19 protein-coding genes and 3 tRNA genes are annotated in these 21,257 nt (G+C 67.4%); 10 read left to right on the top strand and 12 right to left on the bottom strand.

The window, feature by feature from the left end:
• Positions 1 to 639 (top strand): imidazole glycerol phosphate synthase subunit HisH, encoded by a 639-nt coding sequence (gene hisH, locus ACE2AC_RS20105; RefSeq protein WP_375689638.1) that lies wholly within the window; start codon positions 1 to 3, stop codon positions 637 to 639.
• 36 nt (positions 640 to 675) lie between these two features.
• On the opposite strand, the gene ACE2AC_RS20100 is transcribed toward hisH, so the two are convergent.
• A complete protein-coding gene (locus ACE2AC_RS20100) occupies positions 676 to 1,059 on the bottom strand; it encodes a DUF2147 domain-containing protein (protein WP_375689636.1) in 384 nt (127 codons plus the stop codon).
• 120 nt (positions 1,060 to 1,179) lie between these two features.
• Between ACE2AC_RS20100 and hisA the strand changes: the two genes are divergently transcribed.
• Entirely contained in the window at positions 1,180 to 1,902 is a 723-nt protein-coding gene (hisA, locus tag ACE2AC_RS20095; protein ID WP_375689634.1) for a 1-(5-phosphoribosyl)-5-[(5-phosphoribosylamino)methylideneamino]imidazole-4-carboxamide isomerase, read from the top strand.
• Here the strand turns inward: hisA and ACE2AC_RS20090 are convergent.
• Entirely contained in the window at positions 1,851 to 2,048 is a 198-nt protein-coding gene (locus ACE2AC_RS20090; RefSeq protein ID WP_375689632.1) for a hypothetical protein, read from the bottom strand. The genes hisA and ACE2AC_RS20090 overlap by 52 nt on opposite strands.
• Positions 2,049 to 2,146: 98 nt before the next feature.
• On the opposite strand from ACE2AC_RS20090, the gene hisF reads away from it, so the two are divergent.
• Positions 2,147 to 2,908: an imidazole glycerol phosphate synthase subunit HisF gene (gene hisF / locus ACE2AC_RS20085; RefSeq protein ID WP_375689630.1), complete on the top strand. Its 762-nt coding sequence runs from the start codon at positions 2,147 to 2,149 to the stop codon at positions 2,906 to 2,908.
• Complete coding sequence (locus tag ACE2AC_RS20080) at positions 2,905 to 3,219, top strand: phosphoribosyl-ATP diphosphatase (RefSeq protein WP_375689628.1); 315 nt, start codon at positions 2,905 to 2,907, stop codon at positions 3,217 to 3,219. Before hisF ends, ACE2AC_RS20080 begins: the two co-directional genes overlap by 4 nt.
• Before the next feature lie 50 nt (positions 3,220 to 3,269).
• On the opposite strand, the gene ACE2AC_RS20075 is transcribed toward ACE2AC_RS20080, so the two are convergent.
• Both ACE2AC_RS20075 and rlmB read right to left on the bottom strand, forming a co-directional pair.
• Entirely contained in the window at positions 3,270 to 3,743 is a 474-nt protein-coding gene (locus tag ACE2AC_RS20075; RefSeq protein ID WP_375689626.1) for a CoA-binding protein, read from the bottom strand.
• A 223-nt stretch (positions 3,744 to 3,966) separates the two neighbouring features.
• On the bottom strand, positions 3,967 to 4,758 hold the full coding sequence (rlmB, locus tag ACE2AC_RS20070; RefSeq protein ID WP_375689624.1) for a 23S rRNA (guanosine(2251)-2'-O)-methyltransferase RlmB: 792 nt from the start codon (positions 4,756 to 4,758) through the stop codon (positions 3,967 to 3,969).
• A gap of 153 nt (positions 4,759 to 4,911) precedes the next feature.
• On the opposite strand from rlmB, the gene ACE2AC_RS20065 reads away from it, so the two are divergent.
• Together ACE2AC_RS20065 and ACE2AC_RS20060 are read left to right on the top strand one after the other, a co-directional pair.
• Positions 4,912 to 4,995, top strand: a tRNA-Tyr gene (locus ACE2AC_RS20065).
• A 661-nt stretch (positions 4,996 to 5,656) separates the two neighbouring features.
• On the top strand, positions 5,657 to 6,283 hold the full coding sequence (locus ACE2AC_RS20060) for a transglutaminase-like cysteine peptidase (protein WP_375689622.1): 627 nt from the start codon (positions 5,657 to 5,659) through the stop codon (positions 6,281 to 6,283).
• Positions 6,284 to 6,371: 88 nt separating this feature from the next.
• Here the strand turns inward: ACE2AC_RS20060 and ACE2AC_RS20055 are convergent, their stop codons facing one another.
• The 3 genes from ACE2AC_RS20055 to ACE2AC_RS20045 form a co-directional block, all read right to left on the bottom strand.
• On the bottom strand, positions 6,372 to 7,403 hold the full coding sequence (locus ACE2AC_RS20055) for a hypothetical protein (RefSeq protein WP_375689620.1): 1,032 nt from the start codon (positions 7,401 to 7,403) through the stop codon (positions 6,372 to 6,374).
• A complete protein-coding gene (locus tag ACE2AC_RS20050; RefSeq protein WP_375689618.1) occupies positions 7,400 to 7,960 on the bottom strand; it encodes a PEP-CTERM sorting domain-containing protein in 561 nt (186 codons plus the stop codon). Before ACE2AC_RS20050 ends, ACE2AC_RS20055 begins: the two co-directional genes overlap by 4 nt.
• A gap of 409 nt (positions 7,961 to 8,369) precedes the next feature.
• Positions 8,370 to 8,445: transfer RNA gene (locus tag ACE2AC_RS20045), tRNA-Val, on the bottom strand.
• A gap of 45 nt (positions 8,446 to 8,490) precedes the next feature.
• Between ACE2AC_RS20045 and ACE2AC_RS20040 the strand changes: the two genes are divergently transcribed.
• The 3 genes from ACE2AC_RS20040 to ggt all read left to right on the top strand — a co-directional run bounded on the left by ACE2AC_RS20040 (position 8,491) and on the right by ggt (position 12,412).
• Positions 8,491 to 9,294 (top strand): HAD-IIB family hydrolase, encoded by an 804-nt coding sequence (locus ACE2AC_RS20040; protein WP_375689616.1) that lies wholly within the window; start codon positions 8,491 to 8,493, stop codon positions 9,292 to 9,294.
• 13 nt (positions 9,295 to 9,307) lie between these two features.
• Positions 9,308 to 10,534 carry a glycosyl transferase gene (locus ACE2AC_RS20035; RefSeq protein ID WP_375689614.1) on the top strand — a complete coding sequence of 409 codons (1,227 nt, stop codon included), beginning with the start codon at positions 9,308 to 9,310 and terminating at the stop codon, positions 10,532 to 10,534.
• A gap of 87 nt (positions 10,535 to 10,621) precedes the next feature.
• On the top strand, positions 10,622 to 12,412 hold the full coding sequence (gene ggt / locus ACE2AC_RS20030; RefSeq protein ID WP_375689612.1) for a gamma-glutamyltransferase: 1,791 nt from the start codon (positions 10,622 to 10,624) through the stop codon (positions 12,410 to 12,412).
• A 54-nt stretch (positions 12,413 to 12,466) separates the two neighbouring features.
• Here ggt and ACE2AC_RS20025 read toward each other — a convergent pair whose 3' ends face one another.
• The 4 genes from ACE2AC_RS20025 to ACE2AC_RS20010 all read right to left on the bottom strand — a co-directional run bounded on the left by ACE2AC_RS20025 (position 12,467) and on the right by ACE2AC_RS20010 (position 16,824).
• On the bottom strand, positions 12,467 to 14,212 hold the full coding sequence (locus tag ACE2AC_RS20025) for a sugar phosphorylase (protein ID WP_375689610.1): 1,746 nt from the start codon (positions 14,210 to 14,212) through the stop codon (positions 12,467 to 12,469).
• Between the two features lie 105 nt (positions 14,213 to 14,317).
• A complete protein-coding gene (locus tag ACE2AC_RS20020) occupies positions 14,318 to 14,692 on the bottom strand; it encodes a hypothetical protein (protein WP_375689608.1) in 375 nt (124 codons plus the stop codon).
• A gap of 155 nt (positions 14,693 to 14,847) precedes the next feature.
• Positions 14,848 to 16,506 (bottom strand): tetratricopeptide repeat protein, encoded by a 1,659-nt coding sequence (locus ACE2AC_RS20015; protein ID WP_375689606.1) that lies wholly within the window; start codon positions 16,504 to 16,506, stop codon positions 14,848 to 14,850.
• A 243-nt stretch (positions 16,507 to 16,749) separates the two neighbouring features.
• Positions 16,750 to 16,824: transfer RNA gene (locus ACE2AC_RS20010), tRNA-Val, on the bottom strand.
• A 217-nt stretch (positions 16,825 to 17,041) separates the two neighbouring features.
• On the opposite strand from ACE2AC_RS20010, the gene ACE2AC_RS20005 reads away from it, so the two are divergent.
• Positions 17,042 to 18,451 carry an MFS transporter gene (locus tag ACE2AC_RS20005; RefSeq protein ID WP_375689604.1) on the top strand — a complete coding sequence of 470 codons (1,410 nt, stop codon included), beginning with the start codon at positions 17,042 to 17,044 and terminating at the stop codon, positions 18,449 to 18,451.
• An 85-nt stretch (positions 18,452 to 18,536) separates the two neighbouring features.
• Here the strand turns inward: ACE2AC_RS20005 and lon are convergent, their stop codons facing one another.
• The gene (gene lon, locus ACE2AC_RS20000; protein WP_375689602.1) at positions 18,537 to 20,948 is read right to left on the bottom strand and encodes an endopeptidase La; all 2,412 of its coding nucleotides are present in this window, start codon (positions 20,946 to 20,948) and stop codon (positions 18,537 to 18,539) included.
• Positions 20,949 to 21,257: the final 309 nt, after the last annotated feature.

Genomic DNA, 21,257 nt, shown 5'->3' with positions numbered 1-21,257 from the left:
ATGCTCACCGTTCTGATCGACTACGAGAGCGGCAACCTGCACTCGGCCGAAAAGGCATTCCAGCGCATGGCGCGCGAAACGGACGCGGGCAAGGTCATCGTCAGCGACCGGGCCGAGGATGTCGCCCGTGCCGACCGGCTGGTGCTGCCCGGCGACGGCGCCTTTCCGGCCTGCTGCGCCGCGCTGAAGGGGCGCGAGAACGTCTATGACGCCCTGCGCGAGGCGGTCGAGGTCAAGGGGCGCCCGTTCCTCGGGATCTGCGTCGGCATGCAGCTGATGGCGCGGATCGGGCACGAGTACGAAGAGACCGAAGGCCTCGGCTGGATTGATGGCGAGGTGGAGAAGATCACGCCCGAGGACCCGGCGCTCAAGGTGCCGCACATGGGATGGAACGACCTCGTGATCGACAGCCCCCACCCGGTTCTGGCGGGGATCGAGACCGGACAGCACGCCTACTTCGTGCACTCCTACCACATGCAGGTCAGCACGCCGTCACAGCGTCTGGCACATGTCGATTACGGCCAGCCGATCACCGCGATCGTCGGTCGCGACACGATGCTGGGGATGCAATTCCACCCGGAAAAGAGCCAGGCGACCGGCCTGCGCCTGATCGCCAACTTCCTGACCTGGACGCCCTGACCGCGCCCGCCGAGGCGGGCGCGGCCTTTACAGCGGTTACTGCACGCGCGTCCAGTTCTGCCCAAGGCAGATCGGCCCGACGCAGCCCGAGACCTTCAGGCTGTCCCCGCTCAGCAGCATCTTGGACTTGTAGGTCTTGTCGTTCGACGGACGCCAGATCTTGCCGTTGGCGTAGGCGCCGTTGCCCTGCGGCTCCATGTCCCAGACCAGCTGCTTGCCCAGCGTCTGTGCCTTGTACTCGCCCTGCGCGTTGAAGGTGCGGGCGATGGTGCCGCAGAACTTGGTGCCGCACGGCACGATCTGGACATAGGCATAGGCGCCGTCGTCCACCTCGGTCTGCCAGGTGCCTTCGACCGGGTCGGCCATCGCGGCGCCCGCAGCCAGCGTCAGCGCGGCCCCTGCCAGCAGTGATTTCAGCATGATCTTCCTCCCATGACTCGTTGGGCGCGAGTGTCGCCAGTGCCCGACGTCAGGACAAGTCCGATTGCAAATCCCGCTGCGTCATGCCACATCGCCCGCGCATCTATCCCGGAGCCGCGCATGATCCTCTACCCCGCCATCGACCTGAAGGACGGACATGCCGTGCGCCTGCTGCGCGGCGAGATGGAGAAGGCCACTGTCTTCAACACCGACCCGGCCGCGCAGGCCCGCGCCTTTGTCGAGGCCGGCTGCGAATGGCTGCACCTGGTCGACCTGAACGGCGCCTTCGCGGGCGAGCCGGTGAACGGCGCCGCGGTCGAGGCGATCCTGGCCGACACCAAGGTGCCCGCGCAGCTTGGCGGCGGCATCCGCGACATGAAGACCATCGAAACCTGGCTGGAGAAGGGTCTGGCCCGCGTCATCCTGGGGACGGTCGCGGTCGAGACCCCTGAGCTTGTGCGCGAAGCGGCCAAGGCCTTTCCGGGCCAGGTCGCCGTCGGCATCGATGCGCGCGGCGGCAAGGTGGCGACGCGGGGCTGGGCCGAGGAAACCGATTTCGACGCGACCGAACTGGCGCAGAGCTTCGAGGACGCGGGCGTCGCCGCGATCATCTACACCGACATCAATCGCGACGGCGCGATGCAGGGCCCGAATGTCGAGGCCACGGCGGCACTCGCCCGCGCGGTGTCGATCCCGGTGATCGCCTCGGGCGGGGTGTCGTCGCTAGACGACCTGATCGCGCTTCGCGATTGCGGCGCGGGATTGAACGGGGCGATTTCGGGACGGGCGCTCTACGACGGGGCCTTGGATCTCTCCGAGGCGCTGTCGGTCCTCGCCGGATGAGGATCCAGCGTCGCGGGAAGCTGGGCCACATGCTCCCACCGGGGGGCATCATCGGTCCCGGCAACCGCGTCGCGGCCGGCGTCGGGCTCGATGTTGGCAATGGCCACCGCCAGGATGAATCCGATCAGTACGATGATTTCCTTCATGCGGTCGCCTTCCTGCCTGCCTTCATACCAAACGCCCGCGTCCGGCGCGGGTTCCACTGCCGCTTTACGGTAGGTCGCACCTCGCCTATGACAAGCGCATGCTGAAGACCCGCATCATCCCCTGCCTCGACGTGGCCGACGGCCGCGTGGTGAAAGGCGTGAACTTCGTCGACCTGCGCGATGCCGGCGACCCGGTCGATGCCGCCCGCGCCTACGACGCCGCCGGCGCCGACGAGATCTGCTTTCTCGACATCCACGCCACCCATGAGAACCGGGGCACCATGTTCGACGTCGTCACCCGGACGGCCGAAAGCTGCTATGTCCCGCTGACCGTGGGCGGCGGCGTGCGCAGCACGACCGACGTGCGCAACCTGCTGCTGGCGGGGGCCGACAAGGTCAGCTTCAACTCGGCCGCGCTGGCGAACCCGGACGTGGTGGCCGAGGCGGCCGATCACTTCGGCAGCCAATGCATCGTCGTGGCAATCGACGCCAAGACCGTCGCGCCCGGCAAATGGGAATGCTTCACCCACGGCGGGCGGAAACCCACCGGCATCGACGCGGTGGAGTTTGCCGTGAAGATGGCCGAGAAGGGCGCCGGAGAAATCCTGCTGACCTCGATGGACCGAGACGGCACACGGGCGGGGTTCAACATCCCGCTGACCTGCGCGATCTCGGACGCCGTGCCGGTGCCGGTGATCGCCTCGGGCGGCGTCGGCACGCTTGACCACCTGGTCGAGGGCATCACCGAGGGGCACGCCTCGGCGGTCCTCGCCGCGTCGATCTTCCACTTCGGCGATCACACCATCGCCGAGGCCAAGGCCCACATGGCCGCCGCCGGCATCCCGATGAGGCTGACATGAGCACGCTGCACGACCTCGCCGTCACCATCGAGGCCCGCAAGGGTGCCGACCCGGAAAGCTCCTGGACCGCGAAGCTGCTCGCCAAGGGCCCCGAGAAATGCGCCGAGAAGTTCGGCGAAGAGGCGATCGAGGCCGTGATCGAGGCCGTGAAGGGCGACACCGCCCGGCTGACCTCCGAGGCGGCGGATGTGCTCTATCACCTGCTGGTGATGCTGACCGCGCGCGGCGTCACCCTGGCCGAGGTCGAGGCGGAACTGGCCCGCCGCGAAGGCACCTCGGGCATCGCCGAAAAGGCAGGCCGGGGCGCCTGACGGCCCGTTTCATCGTTCCGAAGACACGCCTGCGGGGGCAGCGCCCCCTGTTACAGCCGCGACGACACGATCCCGGTGTTGAACCCGCCCATCCGAAGCTCGCCGAACAGGCGCTGGTACTCGATCTTGGGACAGCGGTTCATGATCACGTCGATCCCGCGCGCCCGCGCCGTTTCGGCGGCCTCGGCGTGTTCAACGCCGATCTGCATCCAGATCGTCCTGAGATGCGGCAGATCGGCGAGCGCCTCGTCGACGACTTCGGGCACGTGGTCCGACCGGCGGAAGATGTCGACCATGTCGACCGGATCGTCGATCTCGGCAAGACTGCCGCGCACGGTCTGGCCAAGCAGCGTCTTGCCGGCGTGGGCCGGGTTCACCGGGATCACGCGATAGCCCTTCAGCCCGAGGTAACGGGCGACGTAGAAGCTGGGGCGCGTCTCGTTCGGCGAGACGCCGACCACGGCGATCACCTTGGTGCGGCCGAGGATGTCGCGCAGGTAGGCATCGGTATAGGTTTCGCTCATGCGGCCGAGAGTAGCGGGGCCGATCCGCGCGACAAGCGGATTCGGCGGCGGTGCATGTGGGTGGCGGCCGGCGCGGACAAAAAAAGCGCCCGGCAAACCGGGCGCAGTCACGGAACGAGGGACAGTGAACGAAGCGTCAATGTTCCGGATCGACGCCTCTGGGACTCACATAGGAGACCGGGCGAGCGTAGGAAGAGGATGTAATAAGAACGTGAACGCAAGGTCAGCTGTTCTGACCGGCCGTCCGCGCCGCGTAGAGCGCCACGGCGGCCGCGTTCGACACGTTCAGCGATCCGAAGTCGCCCGCCGCCGGGATCTTGACCAGCGCATCCACCGTCTCGCGGGTCTTTTCGCGCAGGCCCGGCCCCTCGGCGCCCAGCACCAGCGCCACCGCGCGGGTGCCCTGCCCCGCCAGCGCCTCGCCCACGGTCTGGTCCGCCTCGCCATCGAGCCCGAGGGTGAGATAGCCCATGTCCTTCAGCTCGATCAGCGTGTCGGCCAGGTTGCGCACCCTGAGATAGGGCTGGCGTTCCAGCGCCCCGCTCGCGGTCTTGGCCAGCGCGCCGGTCTCGGGCGCGGAATGGTGCCGCGTGCCGATCACAGCCAGCGCACCGAACACTTCGGCAGACCGCAGGATGGCGCCCACGTTGTGCGGGTCGGTGACCCGGTCGAGCGCGACGACGAGGGGCGGACGCACTCCGTCGCCCAGGCAGCGATCGGCAACGCTCCCCCAGTCCAGCGGCTTGACCTCGAGCGCGGCGCCCTGGTGGACCGAGCCGGGATCAAGCGGCGCGGCAAAGCTCCGAGGATCGGTCACCTCGGGCTCGATCCCGCCGGTGGCGATCGCGTCGGCCAGCTTGTCGGCGGCGTTCTTGGTTACGATCAGGCGCAGCTTCTCGCGCGCCGGGTTCTGCAGCGCGTCGCGGACGGCGTGCAGCCCGAAAAGCCAGACCGTTTCGGCAGAGGCGGCCTTCTTCGACCGCTCCTTCTCGACCACCCATTTCGGCTTCTTCATCGCATCCTCGCACCCGGCTGATCCCCCGTCTCTGGCACCCGGAGCGACCTTGCGCAAGCCTGTACGTCGGGGGCCGATTTTCCTGTTGACCCTCACCGGGGCCGCAAGTATTCAGCGCCTCACGATCCGCGGACGGCAACGTCCGGCTGATCAGGGCGACGAGCTGCAAGGTGCGGCAGCGGACTGTAACTCCGCCGGGGAGACCCATGCCTGGTTCGATTCCAGGGTCGCCCACCATCTTCCCCCTCCCAGTACATTGTTGTACGCGACCGGCCCCGAAGCCGGGCGCCTTGATGGCATGATGCCACGGATCGGCCTACGTTCACGCGGCGCTGCGGGCCCCTCGGCATGCCCCCCGGGCATCGGTCAAAGCGCGGGCGCCGCCACGATCCCGTTCGGCGAAAATCAATGTTTGTCCGGCAGGGTCTGCCGCCATGACGACATGGCACCAAGCGGGCGTGATCCCGATCCCCTTGACGACCTCGGCCGCGCCTTCAGGCGCCGGCCACCGGCAGGCTTTCGGCACTTCGGACGGCCTGCGGGCTGGTTTCGCGTCCCGCGCGATCCCCCTGTCCCGCAGCCGTTCCGCCCATGTCGCACGCCCGACGGCACCTGCCCGGAACTTGGTCGCATCACCTCGCCCGATCGCTGAACAGACCGTTGCCCGATCAAGAACAGTGGCAGATCCCGCCCGCAGGCCATCGGCGGGATCCGGCCGTTTTCGCCCGTGTTGCAAGGCATATTGGCCTATCGGCGGACTCGACAGGTCGAAAATCGCGTCCTTAACTGGACGGGTCTGTCCATCTTGCGACCGACAATCCGCCCCGTGAGTGCCAGTTTCCTGCCACCTTGCAGTGGTCCGTTCGACGAAGGATTCGACAGCAGAGGCGACGACAAGATGGGCAACGGACTCACCGACAGGTTCACGAAATCACCCTTCCGGCGCCCGTTCACGGCCCTGGCCCGCCTCGCCGCGCTGAGCGCCCTCCTGGCCGCCGCGCTGCCGCAGGATGCCGCCCTGGCCAAGCAATCGTCGAGCTACCTCACCCCGGTGCGCCACGTCGTGGCGCCGCAGGGTGCGCGCAACCTCTGCAGCACGATCATCTGGGCCTGTTCGGTCAGCGCCGGCACCCCCTCGATCGCGCAGGCCGACATCAGCCGCATCCACACCCTCAACCGCACGGTCAACCGCAAGGTCCGCAGCGTGTCGGACGCCTCCCAATTCCGGGTCGAGGAAGAGTGGTCGCTGCCGACCGCACGGGGCGGCGACTGCGAGGATTTCGCCCTGCTGAAGAAGCGTGAGCTGATCCGCCTGGGCTACCCGGCGCAGAACCTGCTGATCGCCACTGTGCTGGATCACCGCCGTCGCGGTCACGCGGTCCTGGTGGTCCGGACCGAGGTCGGGGATATGGTCCTCGACAACCTGACCAACCGGATCAAGAGCTGGTCGGACACTGGCTACATCTTCCTGCGCATGCAGGACCCGCGGATGCCGTCCAAGTGGGTGATGGTCTCACCGACCTGATCAAACGCACTGCGGCCCGGACCGCACCGATCACCGTCGCCTGACGATCACCAGTGCCGATCCGGACCGCAGCCTGACCTAGGGCCTGTTACCAGCCGTTGTCGATGCCGCCGTCGTCGCCGCCATCGCCACCGTCGGAGCCGCCTTCGTCGCCACCGTCGGAGCCACCTTCGTCGCCGCCGTCGGAGCCACCTTCGTCGCCGCCGTCGGAGCCACCTTCGTCGCCGCCGTCGGAGCCACCTTCGTCGCCGCCGTCGGAGCCACCTTCGTCGCCGCCGTCGGAGCCACCTTCGTCGCCACCGTCGGAGCCACCTTCGCCGCCGCCATCAGAGCCGCCTTCGTCGCCACCGTCGGAGCCACCTTCGTCGCCGCCGTCGGAGCCACCGGTGTCACCACCGTCGGAGCCACCGGTGTCGCCGCCGTCCGAACCGCCGGTGTCGCCGCCGTCCGAGCCGCCGGTGTCGCCGCCGTCGGAACCGCCAGTGTCACCGCCATCGGAACCGCCAGTGTCGCCGCCATCCGAGCCGCCGGTGTCGCCGCCGCCCGAGCCGCCGGTGTCGCCGCCATCCGAGCCGCCGGTGTCGCCGCCATCCGAGCCGCCGGTGTCGCCGCCGTCGGAACCGCCAGTGTCGCCGCCATCGGAACCGCCGGTGTCACCACCGCCAGGATTGCCGGGTGCGCCGCTGCCGCCGGTGCCGCCGCTGCCGCCGGTGCCGCCGCTGCCGCCACCGGTGCCGCCCGTGCCGGTGCCGCCGCCCGTGGAACCGCCGACGTCACCTGCGCCGCGCTCGCCCGGGCCGTGGTCGCCGTCTTCACCCGACAGACCGGCCGAGAACGAGGCCGTCACGGTCGCGGTCAGCGCCTCGGCATGGGCCGGGCAATACATCATCGCCGAGCTCAGCACGGTTTCGAAGTTGCTGCTCATCTGCAGATTGCGGATGAACGCCGTGGTCACCACCTCGCACGAGCAGATGTCGTCGAAGTTGCCGGACTGCAGGACCGTGCGTGAGAACTGGCTGTCGCAGGTCTTGGGGCCCGCCGCGGCCTGGGCCGTGGACATGGTTGCGGTCAGGGCAGCGGCGGCGAACGCCAGCTGCGTCGTTGTCCAAAGCAGTTTCATGCCCGGTCACCCCCTGCTGCGCGGTTGCGCCGACGCAGGCCGGCCGCACCCAGGGCGCCACCGGCACTGAGCATCAGGACCAGTGCGCCGGGCACCGGAACGGTGGCGGCCTCGACCAGGCGAAGCGCCGCGCGACCACGGGTCTCGGGCTGCTCGACGACAAAGCCGCTGAGCGTGTAGTTGCCCGCGGACAGCAGCCAGCTGCCCGAGCTGTAGGCCGCATCGAGCATGGCCGCGTCGTAGTCGGCACCGATCTGGTTGCCGACGACCGAGGTGGCCGAGGTCTTGCCGATCGACCCACCGTTCAGGAAGATCTCGAACACGTCACCGGAACGGAATGCGTCGGTGACCTGGAGGTAGGCCGATTTCGCCAGCGTGAACGTGTAGCTCACGATCTCGGGCGTGGAGCTGATCGCCTGCCACTCGCCGCTATCGACGCCAATGTCGAACCGGAATTCCGTCCAATCCGACCCGGCCGTCAGGTTCACAGTGGCACCCTGCGAAACAGCAGGAACAGCCGCGAAACACGCGGCGAACAGAAAATTCTTGAACGACATCATGTATCCTTACTTGCTCATCCGTTTCCACCGAACAGCCGCTTCTATGCGCGTCTGGTCCGATGGTCAGCGCCCCGACCAAGGAAGTGCCACAATGCTGACGCAAGTTTAAGGCGAAAACGTCACATTACGGCAAGATTCCCGCCTCAATTGTTATTTTTCAACGCCTTACCCAATCTCACGGTTTTGCCACCCCGTCTCCGGATGGTTAACAATGATTTAAAAATTCCGGTTTGCGCGGATAGCGCGAACAGTCGACCGGATTTGTGTCACGAATTGGGGCCGAAACAAGGCAGCGCCTGCGCTCCAACCGCCCCAATTCGCGGCCTGAAGGCCTGGGTGGCCACGCGCGCGAGGGCCATCAACTGGCGCGAAAGCGCATCGATTCAAGCCGACCAGAGGATGGGGATGGTGGGTGATGAGAGACTCGAACTCCCGACATCTTCGGTGTAAACGAAGCGCTCTACCAACTGAGCTAATCACCCGTGGGCGCTCGTCTATCGCAAAGGCCACGCGGGGGGCAAGAGGGCATGAGCAACCCACCTTTCGTTGTCTTCTCCGACCTGGACGGGACGCTTCTCGACCACGAGGACTACAGCTGGGCCCCTGCCCTGCCGGCCCTGTCCAAGCTGCGCGCCGTCGGGGCGCCGGTGGTGCTGGCCTCGTCCAAGACCGCGCCTGAGATCGCGCCGATCCGCGACCAAATGCGGCTGACCCAGTACCCCGCCATCGTCGAGAACGGCGCGGGCCTGCTGCCGCCCGGCACCTCGCCGCGCGCCGACAACTCGGCCTACCTGCACCTGCGCGAGATCCTCGATGGCGTGAAGCCCGGCCTCCGCCGCCATTTCCAGGGCTTCGGCGACTGGAGCGACGAGGAGGTCGCGGAACAGACCGGCCTGCCTCTGGAAAACGCCCGCCTGGCCCGGCGCCGCGCGTTTTCGGAACCCGGCATCTGGACGGGGCCGGCCGAGATGCGCGATCTCTTCCTCACCGCCTTGGCCGAAGAGGGCGTCACCGCCCGGCGCGGCGGCCGGTACCTCACCCTGTCTTTCGGCGGCACCAAGGCCGACCGGATGGAGATGATCCTGCAGGCCTACGGGACCGACGACACCCTGCCGGTCTCGATCGCGCTTGGCGATGCCCCGAACGACGTCGAGATGCTGAACGCCGCCGACCACGGCATCATCATCGCCAATTCCTTTGGCGCGGAATTACCCATCCTGGCCGGGGAACGCGCGGGGCGGATACGCCGCAGCACGAAAGAGGGTCCGGCGGGTTGGAACGAGATGATCCTGGCGTTAGTTTCCGAATTGACGGCACGGAACGGCAGCTAGACGAGGGACACAGGTGGCGGATTTTCATCAGAACGGCAACATCGCCACCATCCACAACCTGCGCACCACCACCGACGAGGACCTGACCCGGGAACTCGTGACCTTTGCCACCACGCGCAAGATTTCCCTCATCCTGCCCTCGCTCTATTCCGAGCTCGAGGGCGAGGCGCTGCCCAACATCCTGCAGGAACTGGCGCAGGTGCCCTACCTGCACCGCATCATCATCGGCCTCGACCGCGCCAACGAGGAACAGTACCGCCACGCGCGCGACTTCTTCTCGATCCTGCCGCAGAACCACGTGGTGATCTGGAACGACAGCCCCCGGATGCTGGCGATCCAGGAACGTCTCGAAGGGCTGGGGCTGGCCCCGAACGAACCCGGCAAGGGCAAGAACGTCTGGTCCTGCCTCGGCTTCCTGATCGCCTGCGCCGACAGCGCGGTCGTCGCGATCCACGATTGTGACATCGTCACCTATGAACGCGAGATGCTGTCGCGGCTGGTCTACCCGGTGGCCAACCCGAACTTCCCCTACCAAGTGGCCAAGGGCTACTACGCCCGGATCGGCAGCGGCAAGATCAACGGCCGGGTCAGCCGGATGCTGGTCTCGCCCCTGCTGATCGCGCTGAAGCGGGTGATCGGCGACCGCGACTACCTCGATTTCCTGCGCGCCTTCCGCTACCCGCTGTCGGGCGAATTCGCGATGCGGACCTCGATCCTGCCGGACCTGCGGATCCCCTCGGACTGGGGGCTCGAGATCGGCGTGCTGTCCGAGGCCTGGCGCAACCTCGCGCCGAAATCGGTCTGCCAGGTCGAGATCTCGGATGCCTACGACCACAAGCACCAGGATCTCTCGCCCGAGGACAAGAGCAAGGGCCTGTCGCGCATGTCGATCGACATCTGCAAGGCGGTGTTCCGCAAGCTCGCGGCCGACGGGACGGTGTTCAACGAAGAGGTCTTCCGCACGCTCAAGGCGACCTACTACCGCTCGGCGCTCGACCTGCTGGACAGCTACTACAACGACGCGCGGATGAACGGCCTCTACGTCGACCGCCACCAGGAGGAGGCCGCAATCGAGATGTTCGCCGAGAACATCATCGAGGCCGGGCACGTCTTCCTCGACAACCCGGCCGAGACGCCGTTCATCCCGACGTGGAACCGGGTGCATTCGGCCGATCCCGACCTGATGGCCGACATGCTCAAGGCAGTGGCCGCCGACCTGCGCGAATACGGCGCGGACTGATCGGCGGTGCACCGCCGCCCGGGCGCCATTCCGCTCGCCTCCGGCCCGGTGTCGGCTAAGCTGCCGATACGTAAGGGAGGATTCCAGATGCTCAGGCTCACCACTTTCGCCGTCGCGATGTCGCTTGCGACCGCCGCCCAGGCCCAGCAGGCCGCCGACACCGTCGCGCCCGAGGCCGCGGCGCCCGCGACCCCGGCCTTTGCCGACCTGCCGCCGCGGGTGCAGGCCGCGCTGGACGCCAAGGCGCAGGGCACACCGGTCGAGGCGCAGGACTGGATGATCGCCGCCGCCAACCCGCTGGCGGTCGAGGCCGGGGCCAGGGTGCTTGAGGCCGGCGGCACCGCCGCCGATGCCATGGTCGCCGTGCAGACCGTGCTGGGGCTGGTCGAACCGCAGAGCTCGGGGCTGGGCGGTGGTGCATTCCTCGTCTGGTACGACGCCGCGACAGGTGCGCTGACCACGCTCGACGCGCGCGAAACCGCGCCGCTGGCCGCCCGCCCGACGCTCTTCCAGGACGAGAACGGCGAGCCGCTGAAGTTCTTCGACGCGGTGGTCGGCGGCCGGTCGGTCGGCACCCCCGGCACGCCGCGCCTGCTGGAAGAGGCGCACCGCCGCTGGGGCCGGGCGAACTGGCCGTCGCTCTTTGCCGACGCCATCGCGCTGGCCGAGGACGGCTTCAGCGTCTCGCCCCGCCTCGCCGCGCTGGTAGATGAGGACGCCGATCGCCTGCAGCGTTTCCCCGACACCGCCGCCTATTTCTTCCCCGATGGCACGGCCATCGCGGCGGGAGACACGCTCACCAACCCGGCCTATGCCGATACCCTGCGCCTTATCGCCGCGCGCGGCGCGGGTGCCTTCTACACAGGCCCCATCGCCGAGGACATCGTCGACCGCGTCCGCGGGGCCGAGGGCAATCCGGGCGTGCTCTCGACGCTCGACCTCGCGCTCTACCAGGTCAAGGAACGCCCCGCGGTCTGCGCCGACTACCGCGCGCACGAGGTCTGCGGGATGGGCCCGCCCTCGTCCGGGGCGCTGACCGTGGGCCAGATCCTCGGGATGCTCGACAACACCGACCTCGCCACAATGGGCACCGAGGATCCGCAGTCCTGGCGCCTGATCGGCGACGCCTCGCGCCTCGCCTTCGCCGACCGGGGCCGCTACATGGCCGACAGCGATTTCGTCCCGGTCCCGACCGGCGGCCTTGTCGATCCGGCCTACCTGGCCGACCGCGCCCGCCTGCTCGACACCGACACCGCCCTGCCCGAGGTCGCACCGGGCACCCCCGAATGGGACCACGCGATGCTCTGGGGCGATGACATGGCGATCGAGCTGCCCTCCACCTCGCACATCTCCATCGTGGACGCCGACGGCAACGCCCTGTCGATGACCACGACGATCGAAAACGGCTTCGGCTCGCGCCTCTTCGTCCGGGGTTTCCTGCTGAACAACGAACTGACCGATTTCTCCTTCGCCACCCACGAGGACGGCCGCCCCATCGCCAACCGGGTGGAGCCCGGCAAGCGGCCCCGTTCGTCCATGGCGCCGACCATCGTGATGAAGGACGGCGCGCCGGTGCTGGTGATCGGCTCGCCCGGCGGCAGCCGGATCATCGGCTATGTCGCGCAGGCGATCGTGAACCACATCGACTGGGGCATGGATGTCCAGCAGGCCGTCAGCGCCCCGCACCTCGTCAACCGCTTCGGCAGCTACGATATCGAGGCGGGAACCGGGGCCGAGGCGCTGGCGGGCCCGCTGTCTGAACTCGGGTACGAGACCAACGTCATCGAACTGAACTCGGGCCTGCACGCCATTGCCATCGGTGACACGCTGCAGGGCGGCGCGGATCCGCGGCGCGAGGGCATCGCGCTCGGCCAGTAGCTTCATCTTGCCCGGAAAACTCCCGCCGGAGGCATCGCCCGCCCCGGCGGGCGATCAGCCGCGGTTGGTGATCCAGCGGCACTGGTAGGGCGCGAAGCGGATCACCCCGCCCGAAGGATCGACCACCTCACCGGTCAGCAGGTCCACCCAGTCCTCGCCCTCGATCAGGTTGATGGCGAGCGGATCGATCTCCACCGCCTCGTCGCTCACGTTGTGCAGGGCAAAGATCGACTGGTCGCGGTCGAGGCTCTGGCGCCACAGGCCAAAGACCCGCTGGTCGACCTGCAGGGTGAATTGCGTGGCATTGGGATGGAATGCCCGCTGGCGGCGGCGGATGGCGATCCGGCGCAGCATCTCCTGCAGGACAACGTGCTGGTTCGACGCGGGATCGGCCAGCCGCTCCTGCAATTGGCCGTAGTCCCAGCGGTGCCGGTTGATCGCGCGGTTGTGCCCGGTTTTTTCCACCGCCTCGCGGTCGTTCGGCGTGGCCAGCAGGGAATGGATGTAGAAGGCCGGGATCCCCTCGAGCGACATGACCAGCGTCTGGCTGGCCAGGAAACGGGCGACCTGGTGATCGTCTTCTCCCTTGAACGTTCCCTTCATCGCCTCGAACCAGGTGATGTTCAGCTCGTAAGGCGACTGTCCCCCGCCCGGAAGGGCACGCATCGACACCGCGCCGCCGAAGTCGCGGACCGCCTCGATCACCCGGCCGGTGTCCTCGACCGACAGGATCCCCTCGGCGGGGCGCATGCCGATGCCGTCGTGGCTGGCGGTGAAGTTCAGGTAGGCGCAGCCCATCTGCGCCGGCGGCATTGCCCCCTGCCAGCGGATCAGGCGCGTCGCCGTCCCCGACAGCATCGCGTGCAGCACCAGCGGCGGCAGGGAGAAGTTGTAGACCGCGTGCGCCTCGTTCCGGTTGCCGAAGTAGCTGAGGTTCTCGGCGTTCGGAACGTTTGTCTCGGTCAGCAGGATCAGCGGTTCGGTCGCATAGTCGGCAAGGTGCCGCATCAGCCGGACGATGGCATGGGTCTGCGGCATGTGGATCGACTTGGTGCCGATCTCCTTCCAGATGAAGGCCACGGCGTCCAGCCGCACGATCCGCACGCCATTATCCATGTGCAGCCGCATGATGCGCAGGAATTCCAGCAGCACCTCGGGGTTGCGGAAGTCGAGGTCGACCTGGTCGTGGCTGAAGGTGCACCAGACGTGACGCATGCCCCGGCTGGTCTCGACCTCGCGCAAGAGGGGATGGGTCCGGGGCCGGACCACGTCCGACAGGTCGTCCTCGGGCGAGGCCTCGAAGAAGAAGCCGTCGTAGGGTTCGTGCCCCTGCAGGTAGGCGTTGAACCAGTTCGACTGGGACGAGACGTGGTTCAGCACGAGGTCCGACATCAGCAGGAATTCCGACCCGATCCGCGCTATGTCGGCCCAGTCGCCCAGCACCGGGTTCACGGCGCGGTAGTCGGTCACCGCAAAGCCGTCGTCCGAGGTGTAGGGAAAGAACGGCAGGATGTGCACGCCGTTGATGACGCCGGTCAGGTGGTTGTGGAGAAAGTCTCGCAGCAGGTCGAGCGGCTTGTGCTGGCCGTCGACGATCGAGTTGCCGTAGGTGATGCAGAGCGCGTCACGCTCCGACCATTGCCGGTTGCCGGGCACCCGGCCACGCTTGCGCATGGTGGCGGGGTCGGGCCAGAACGCCTCGACCAGCTGCGGGCCCAGAACCTCGGGATCGTGATCGGGATAGATCTGCTGAATCAGGCCGTTCAACTTGGCCCAGAACGGCGATCGGGCATCGGACATCGGGGGGTCGCCTCGCTGTTTCCCCTGTTTCCCGGATCGGCGACGAGGTTTCAAGCCTCTACGCCGATCCGGCGATCACGCTCCGTGAGTGGTGACGAAGGCCGACTAAATGGCGGTCACTTCGTCCAGCGTGCGCTTGAGGCTCAGCAGTCGCAGGGACTGCGCCTCGGTCATGCCGGTTTCGCGCACGCCGTGCAGATCGTCGATCCGACGCGTCATCCGCGCGAGCCAGAATTCGCGGGCGGAACCATCCGGACACTGCCCCTTGTCCGGATCCCCATACTGGTTCCGCCCCACTTCCCGTGCGAAGAACCGGGCCGCGTTGCGCAGCCCTTCCTCGAGCACGGACAACCGATCAGAAGACTCCTCGATCCGGTATGCCCCGACCGCCGCGCCGGGGCGCGGCATCATCACCAGGGCATCCGCCAGATCGTAATAGGCGTCGACGATGGCCTCTCGGGCATCGTCGACGCTGTGCACCTCGCTTCCGCAACGTGCGGCACTCGGAACCATCATCACTCGTCCTTTCGAAACCCCAACCGGGATTCGCTGTGCAAGTAATGGCCGAAACTCTCCCGGAAGACGAGTATGTACGCCGTTCTTACGTCTGGCAGGAGGCCGTGACGCTACGTCTCTCAGATACTCGCCGCCACATCGCTGATCGGTCCGGTCAGCTTGGCGATTAGGTCGGGCGCATAGTTGCGCCGGGCATAGGCCGCGGCCATGTCAGGCGCGCCGCCGTTGACCTCTTCGAGGGTGCGGTATGCTTCGACGGCGGCGGCCTCATCGCCCTCCAGGTGGTGGGCCACGACCTGCGCCGCGATGTAGAGGGGATTGCTGCTTCCCACGAGGAGCCTGGCGCGTTCGATTGCGGCGTCCGTCTCGCCCCGCTGGAGGTGCGCAAGGAAGAAGGCATAGGTCCGCCAGTTCGCTTCGCCCGGCCGGATCTCCTCGGCCCGGTTGAGGTAGACGAGCGCCTCGCTCCCGTGACCCAGCTGCGCCATGCGGGCCCCCACCCCGCCGGCGATCTCGGGGCTGTAGGGGTTCAGCTGCACGGCGTTGCGCGCGGCGCGCAGGAAGGCGTCGTTCTGGCGCATCACGTTCAGCACCGTGGCCACCGCGTAGTGGTTGATCCCGCCGTAGGGGTCGAGCTGCGTGGCCCGGTTGGCAGCCGCCAGCGCCCGCGCCAGCGGATCGCCCGGCCGGGGGTTGCGCTGGTCGGTGAACTCTTCGCGGAACATGTAGGCGAGACCCATGTAGAGATCGGAACGTTCGTCGCCCTCCGCGATCCGCTCCTCGATGCAGTCCAGCGCGGCGGCGTGACGTGCATCGGTCTGCTCGGCGAAGTAGTCGTTCACCAGCGTCATGCAGTGCAGCGCGGGCAGTTCCCGGTCCCGCGCCCGGTAGTCCGCCTCGATCAGGCCTTCGCGCTGGACCAGCGTCGAGACGTACACCTGAAGCGGCGACAGCTGCAGCAGCGGATCGCGCGACGGCCGCGTCACCGTTTCCGCGTCGAAGTTGCGCGACGACAGCACCTCGCCCGACCGGACATGCACGAGGTCGAGTCGCACACCGCCGCTGCTTTCGGGCGCGACGGTCAGGCGATAGGTCTCGGGCCAGGCAGAGCCGCGGGGTTCGACCCCGGCGGGCTCGCGTTCGACATCGATCTGGCTGTAGGCGCTGAGCACTTGCTGCGTCGTGAGAAGCGCCGTGATCACCGGCCGGTCGTCGCTGGCCGGGCGCAGGATGACGCGCAGTTCCCGTGGCCGATCCTCGGTCAACGCCAGGAGGAGGTCGGACCGCAGGGCCAGGGTCAGCCCCACGAGAAGGCCGAAGAGCACGAAGACCGAGGCGACCAGTGCCCGGCGCGGCCAGCTCCAGCGCGTGGCTGCAGGGGCAAACGGCGCGTCCTCGGAGCGTGGCGCGGCCGGTGCGACCGGCGGGGCCTCGGGCGCCGGCACCTCGCGGAACGCGGGGCGGTAGGTGCCTTTCGGGATGTCGATCAGAAGCCTGACCTCAGGTCCGGCCGAGGCGGCGAAGAGCGCCAGCGCCTGGCGCAGGCGCGCGACCTCGACCCGGACGATGGAATTGGTCGAGGGGTTGAACCCCGGCCCGCGCCCGAGCGCCTCGGTCGCAACGGTATAGGCCTTGATGCGGTCGCCGCGGCCTTCGATTTCCTCGGTGACAAGATATGTGAGAAGCTGGCGCAAGCGCGACTGGTCGCCCAGAACGTCTGAGTCAAGAACCGCCTCGAGCGCCACGCGCCTGGCGTCGTCCTCGGAGCCTTCGTCCAATTGGTGTATCCTACCCCGCCCAGCAGACCGGGGCCCGAACCCGATCCCAGGACTCTCAAATTAGGGCCCGGCAGAAGCCCGGGCAAGTTCCCTGTGTCGAAACCTTCGGATGTATCACGCCGCGGTTCGGCACATTCATTGAAGATAGGGTCGGCCAGATGACTTGCAACCTAAAGTTGCATATACGGCACCGTCGCGACAAATCGCGCCCGCGCTGGCCAGTGATTTCGTGGTGGAGGGGAATGGTGGGTGATGAGGGATTTGAACCCCCGACATCTTCGATGTGAACGAAGCGCTCTACCACTGAGCTAATCACCCGACGGAGCGCTGTCTAGCCGCACTTGCCGGGTACTGCAAGCGCCTCTTTTGCCGGAAATGCGCCGATTGGCCACGAGATGACGCAGGGTTTCCGGATCACGTCGGGTTGCGGCTCGACTCCGGTGCCGGAACGGGCGACAGCGAGGCGATCCCGAAGGCTTGACCTCAACCGCGGTTGAGGTCGCACGGTATCCCAAGAGCGGATTCGGAGGACACTGTGACCGAGCTTCATCTTCAGCCCCCGCCGGGCGGCGCGAAACGCGATGCAGGCCTGCTGGCGCCCGAGTATCGCGGGGCGGTCCTGGCGATCTCGGCCGGGATCGGGATGCACGCGTTCAATGACCTGTCGATCTCGGCCTCGATCCCGGTGGCCTTCGACGCGCTCGGCAACCTCGGCATGCTGCCGCTGGCCTATGCGCTCTTCTTCATCGGCATCGTGGCGGGCGGCGTGGTCTCGGCCCACCTGCGGGGCCGGTTCGGGGCCCGGGCGACCGGCCTCGCCGCGGCCTGTGTCTTTCTCCTTGGCACGGTGCTGACCGCCGTGGCACCGGCACCGCTGGTCTTTGCGGTCGGCCGGCTGTGCCAGGGCCTTTCTGACGGGGTCATCGCCGCGCTCTGCTATTCGCTCATCCCCGAGATCTTCGCGGCCGGCCTCGTCGCGCGGGTGTTCTCGATCGAGGCGGTGGTCTGGGCCACGGCGGCGGCCCTTGGCCCGGTCGCCGGCGGCTATGCGACCGAGACGCTGGGCTGGCGCGCGGCGATGCTGGTCGGGGTGCCGCTGGCGCTGGTGTTCCTGGTGGCGGGCGCCATGATCCTGCCGGACCGGGGCCGGGACAGGGTGTCCTCCAGCCGCCGCGCCGTGGCGCTTGGCCCGGTCGCGATCTGCCTGGGCGGGGTCGCCCTGCTGGCCCTGCCAACCGCCCTGCCCGGGCATCCGGCGGCGGTGCTGGGCCTTCCCCTCGGCCTGGCCCTGATCGCCCTCGCCCTGCGCATCGACGGCCGCAAGGCCGAACGCTTCTTTCCGCGCGAGGCGTTTCGCCGCGGCGTCATCGGGCGCGGCACCTGGGTGATGTTCCTGATGCCTGTGGCGCAGGCGGTCTCGACCGTCTTTCTCGCCATGTCGGTGCGCGCGGTCTGGGGGCTGTCGCCGATCTGGACCGGCTGGATCGTCGTCACCATGGCGATGTTCTGGAGCCTCTCGGCCTTCTGGGTCGCGCGCCTGTCGCGCAGCCGCCGTCAGGCGCTGTTGGCGTGGGCCCCTGCGTTCCAGGTCACGGGTGCGCTGATGATCGCGACCGGGCTCAGTTCGGGCGTACTGATCCTGCTGATCGCGGGTCATGCGCTGTCGGGCTGCGGCTTCGGCTTCAGCTGGGGGCCGGCGAACGAACGGGTGATGGAGGCGACGCCAGAGGGTGAGAAATCGCGCACCGCATCTTTCATGCCGACGGTGCAGACCACGGGCTTTGCCGTCGGCGCGGGACTTTTCGGCTGGCTGGCGGGCGGCGTCGGCCTGGTCCCGGCGGTCGAGGGCACGGGCAGCATGGCCCCGGTCTGGGTCGTCTGGGGCGGGGCTGCGGCGGTGGCGGTGGTGGCGCTAGCCGTGGCCCGCGGTCTGCGGGAGGACTAAGGACGCTTTCGCGCCGCATATCCACCCGACACACGAAAACGGCGCGCCCCTCGGGACGCGCCGTTGTCATTCATGTCGCCTGCGCTCAGTGCGCCACGGCTTCGGAGCTGCCGCCCTTGTCCTTCGACATCGCGGCCGCGGCAGCGGCTTCTTCCGCCGCCTCGTCCCAATCGATCGCCTCGGGCTGACGCACCAGCGCCTGTTCCAGCACCTGCCGCACGTGGGTGACGGGGATGATCTTCAGCCCCTCCTTCACGTTGTCGGGGATGTCGGCCAGGTCCTTCTCGTTCTCCTCGGGGATGAACACCGTGGTGATGCCCCCGCGAAGCGCGGCGAGGAGTTTCTCCTTCAACCCGCCAATCGGCATGGCGTTCCCGCGCAGAGAGACCTCGCCGGTCATGGCAATGTCCTTGCGGACCGGGATCTGCGTCAGCACCGACACGATGGAGGTCACCATCGCGAGGCCCGCCGAGGGGCCATCCTTGGGCGTCGCGCCATCGGGCACGTGCACGTGGATGTCCCACTGGTCGAGCTTCGGCGGCTTCACCCCGATGGAGGGCGCGATGGAGCGGACGTAGGAGGCGGCGGCGTCGATGGATTCCTTCATCACGTCGCCCAGTTTCCCGGTCGTCTTCATCCGACCCTTGCCCGGAAGGCGCAGCGCCTCGATCTGCAGCAGGTCGCCGCCGACCGACGTCCAGGCCAGCCCGGTGACGACACCGATCTGGTCCTCCTTCTCGGCCAGGCCATAGCGGAACTTCTTCACGCCCAGGTACTCGTCGAGGTTCTCGGCCGTGATCTGCACCGACGTCGCCTCTTTCTTGACGATCTGGGTCACCGCTTTGCGCGCCAGCTTGGCGATCTCGCGCTCGAGGTTCCGCACGCCCGCCTCGCGGGTGTAGCGGCGGATCATCTCGTTCAGCGCCTCGTCGGTGATCTCGAACTCACCCTTCTTCAGGCCGTGGTTCTTGATCTGCTTGGCCACCAGGTGCTGTTTCGCGATCTCGCGCTTCTCGTCCTCGGTGTAGCCCGCGAGCGAGATGATCTCCATCCGGTCCAGCAGCGGTCCGGGCATGTTGTAGGAGTTCGCGGTGGTCAGGAACATCACGTTCGACAGGTCGTATTCCACCTCGAGGTAGTGGTCCACGAACGTGCCATTCTGTTCCGGGTCAAGCACTTCCAGCATGGCCGAGGCCGGGTCGCCACGGAAGTCCTGGCCCATCTTGTCGATCTCGTCGAGCAGGATGAGCGGGTTCGTGGTCTTGGCCTTCTTCAGCGCCTGGATGATCTTGCCGGGCATGGAGCCGATGTAGGTCCGGCGGTGACCGCGGATCTCGAACTCGTCGCGCACGCCACCCAGCGAGATGCGGATGAACTCGCGTCCCGTGGCCTTGGCCACCGACTTGCCGAGCGAGGTCTTACCGACACCCGGAGGGCCGACGAGGCACAGGATCGGCCCCTTCAGCTTCTGGCTGCGCTGCTGCACCGCGAGGTACTCGACGATCCGTTCCTTGACCTTCTCGAGGCCGTAGTGATCGGCGTCGAGGATCGCCTCGGCCTTGCGCAGGTCCTTCTTCACGCGGGACCGGGTGCCCCACGGGATCGACAGCATCCAGTCGAGGTAGTTGCGCACGACGGTCGCCTCGGCACTCATCGGGCTCATGTTCTTGAGCTTCTTGACCTCGTTCTCGGCCTTCTCGCGCGCCTCTTTCGACAGCTTGGTGTCCGCGATGCGCTGCTCCAGCTCGGCGACCTCGTTCTGGCCGTCCTCGCCGTCGCCGAGTTCCTTCTGAATGGCCTTCATCTGCTCATTCAGATAGTACTCGCGCTGCGTCCGCTCCATCTGCGACTTGACGCGGGTCTTGATCTTTTTCTCGACCTGCAGGACCGACATCTCGCCCTGCATCAGGCCATAGACCTTCTCCAGCCGCTCGCTGATGCTCAGCGTCTCGAGCAGGTCCTGCTTCTGTTCGACTTCGATCCCGAGGTGGCCGGACACGAGGTCGGCCAGCTTGCCGGGCTCGCTGGTCTCGGCCACGGCGCCAAGCGCCTCTTCCGGGATGTTCTTCTTGACCTTGGCGTACTTCTCGAACTCGCCGCCGACGGACCGCAGCAGAGCCTGCACGGTGGCCTCGTCGCCGATCATTTCTTCCATCAGCTCAGCCTGGGCTTCGAAGTAGTCCGGGTTTTCGACAAAGCCGGTGATCTTGACCCGAGCCTGGCCCTCGACCAGCACCTTCACGGTGCCGTCGGGCAGCTTGAGCAGCTGCAGCACGTTGGCCAGCACGCCGGTTTTGTAGATGCCCTCAGGCGACGGATCGTCCTCGGCCGCGTCGATCTGGCTGGACAGCAGGATCTGACGGTTGTCGGACATCACCTCTTCCAGCGCGCGCACGGACTTGTCGCGGCCGACGAAGAGCGGGACGATCATATGCGGAAACACCACGATATCCCGCAGGGGCAGCACGGGATAGGACGGGTTGAGGGATTGGGTCATGCTCTATCCTTGGTTCTGGCAGAAGGCCTCGGCCCCGATCACGGCAGCACCGACCCTCTCCGGTTTATGCAGGGTGAATCTGGGTCGCCTGTGCCCCTATTTCAACCGCTGTTGGCCCACCATGCCGCCAAGGGACACCTGCACGCAAGGCGCGAATGCCGCGGACACAGGTAAAAGTCGCCCCTCTGCGGTTGATTCGACGCCTCGCCGCCGACGGCCCGGAGGCAGCCGCCAATTTATCGACGCATTATCGGCTTGGTTGCGCCACATTTCCGCCACTCTCTTTTAAATTGCACATTTCAGCCAAGG

Origin of the sequence: Pseudooceanicola sp. LIPI14-2-Ac024 (assembly GCF_042188925.1) — a bacterium.
GTDB lineage: Bacteria > Pseudomonadota > Alphaproteobacteria > Rhodobacterales > Rhodobacteraceae > Pseudooceanicola.
Note: the sequence above shows the minus strand (reverse complement) of the source record. Positions and strands in the feature narration are given on the sequence as shown.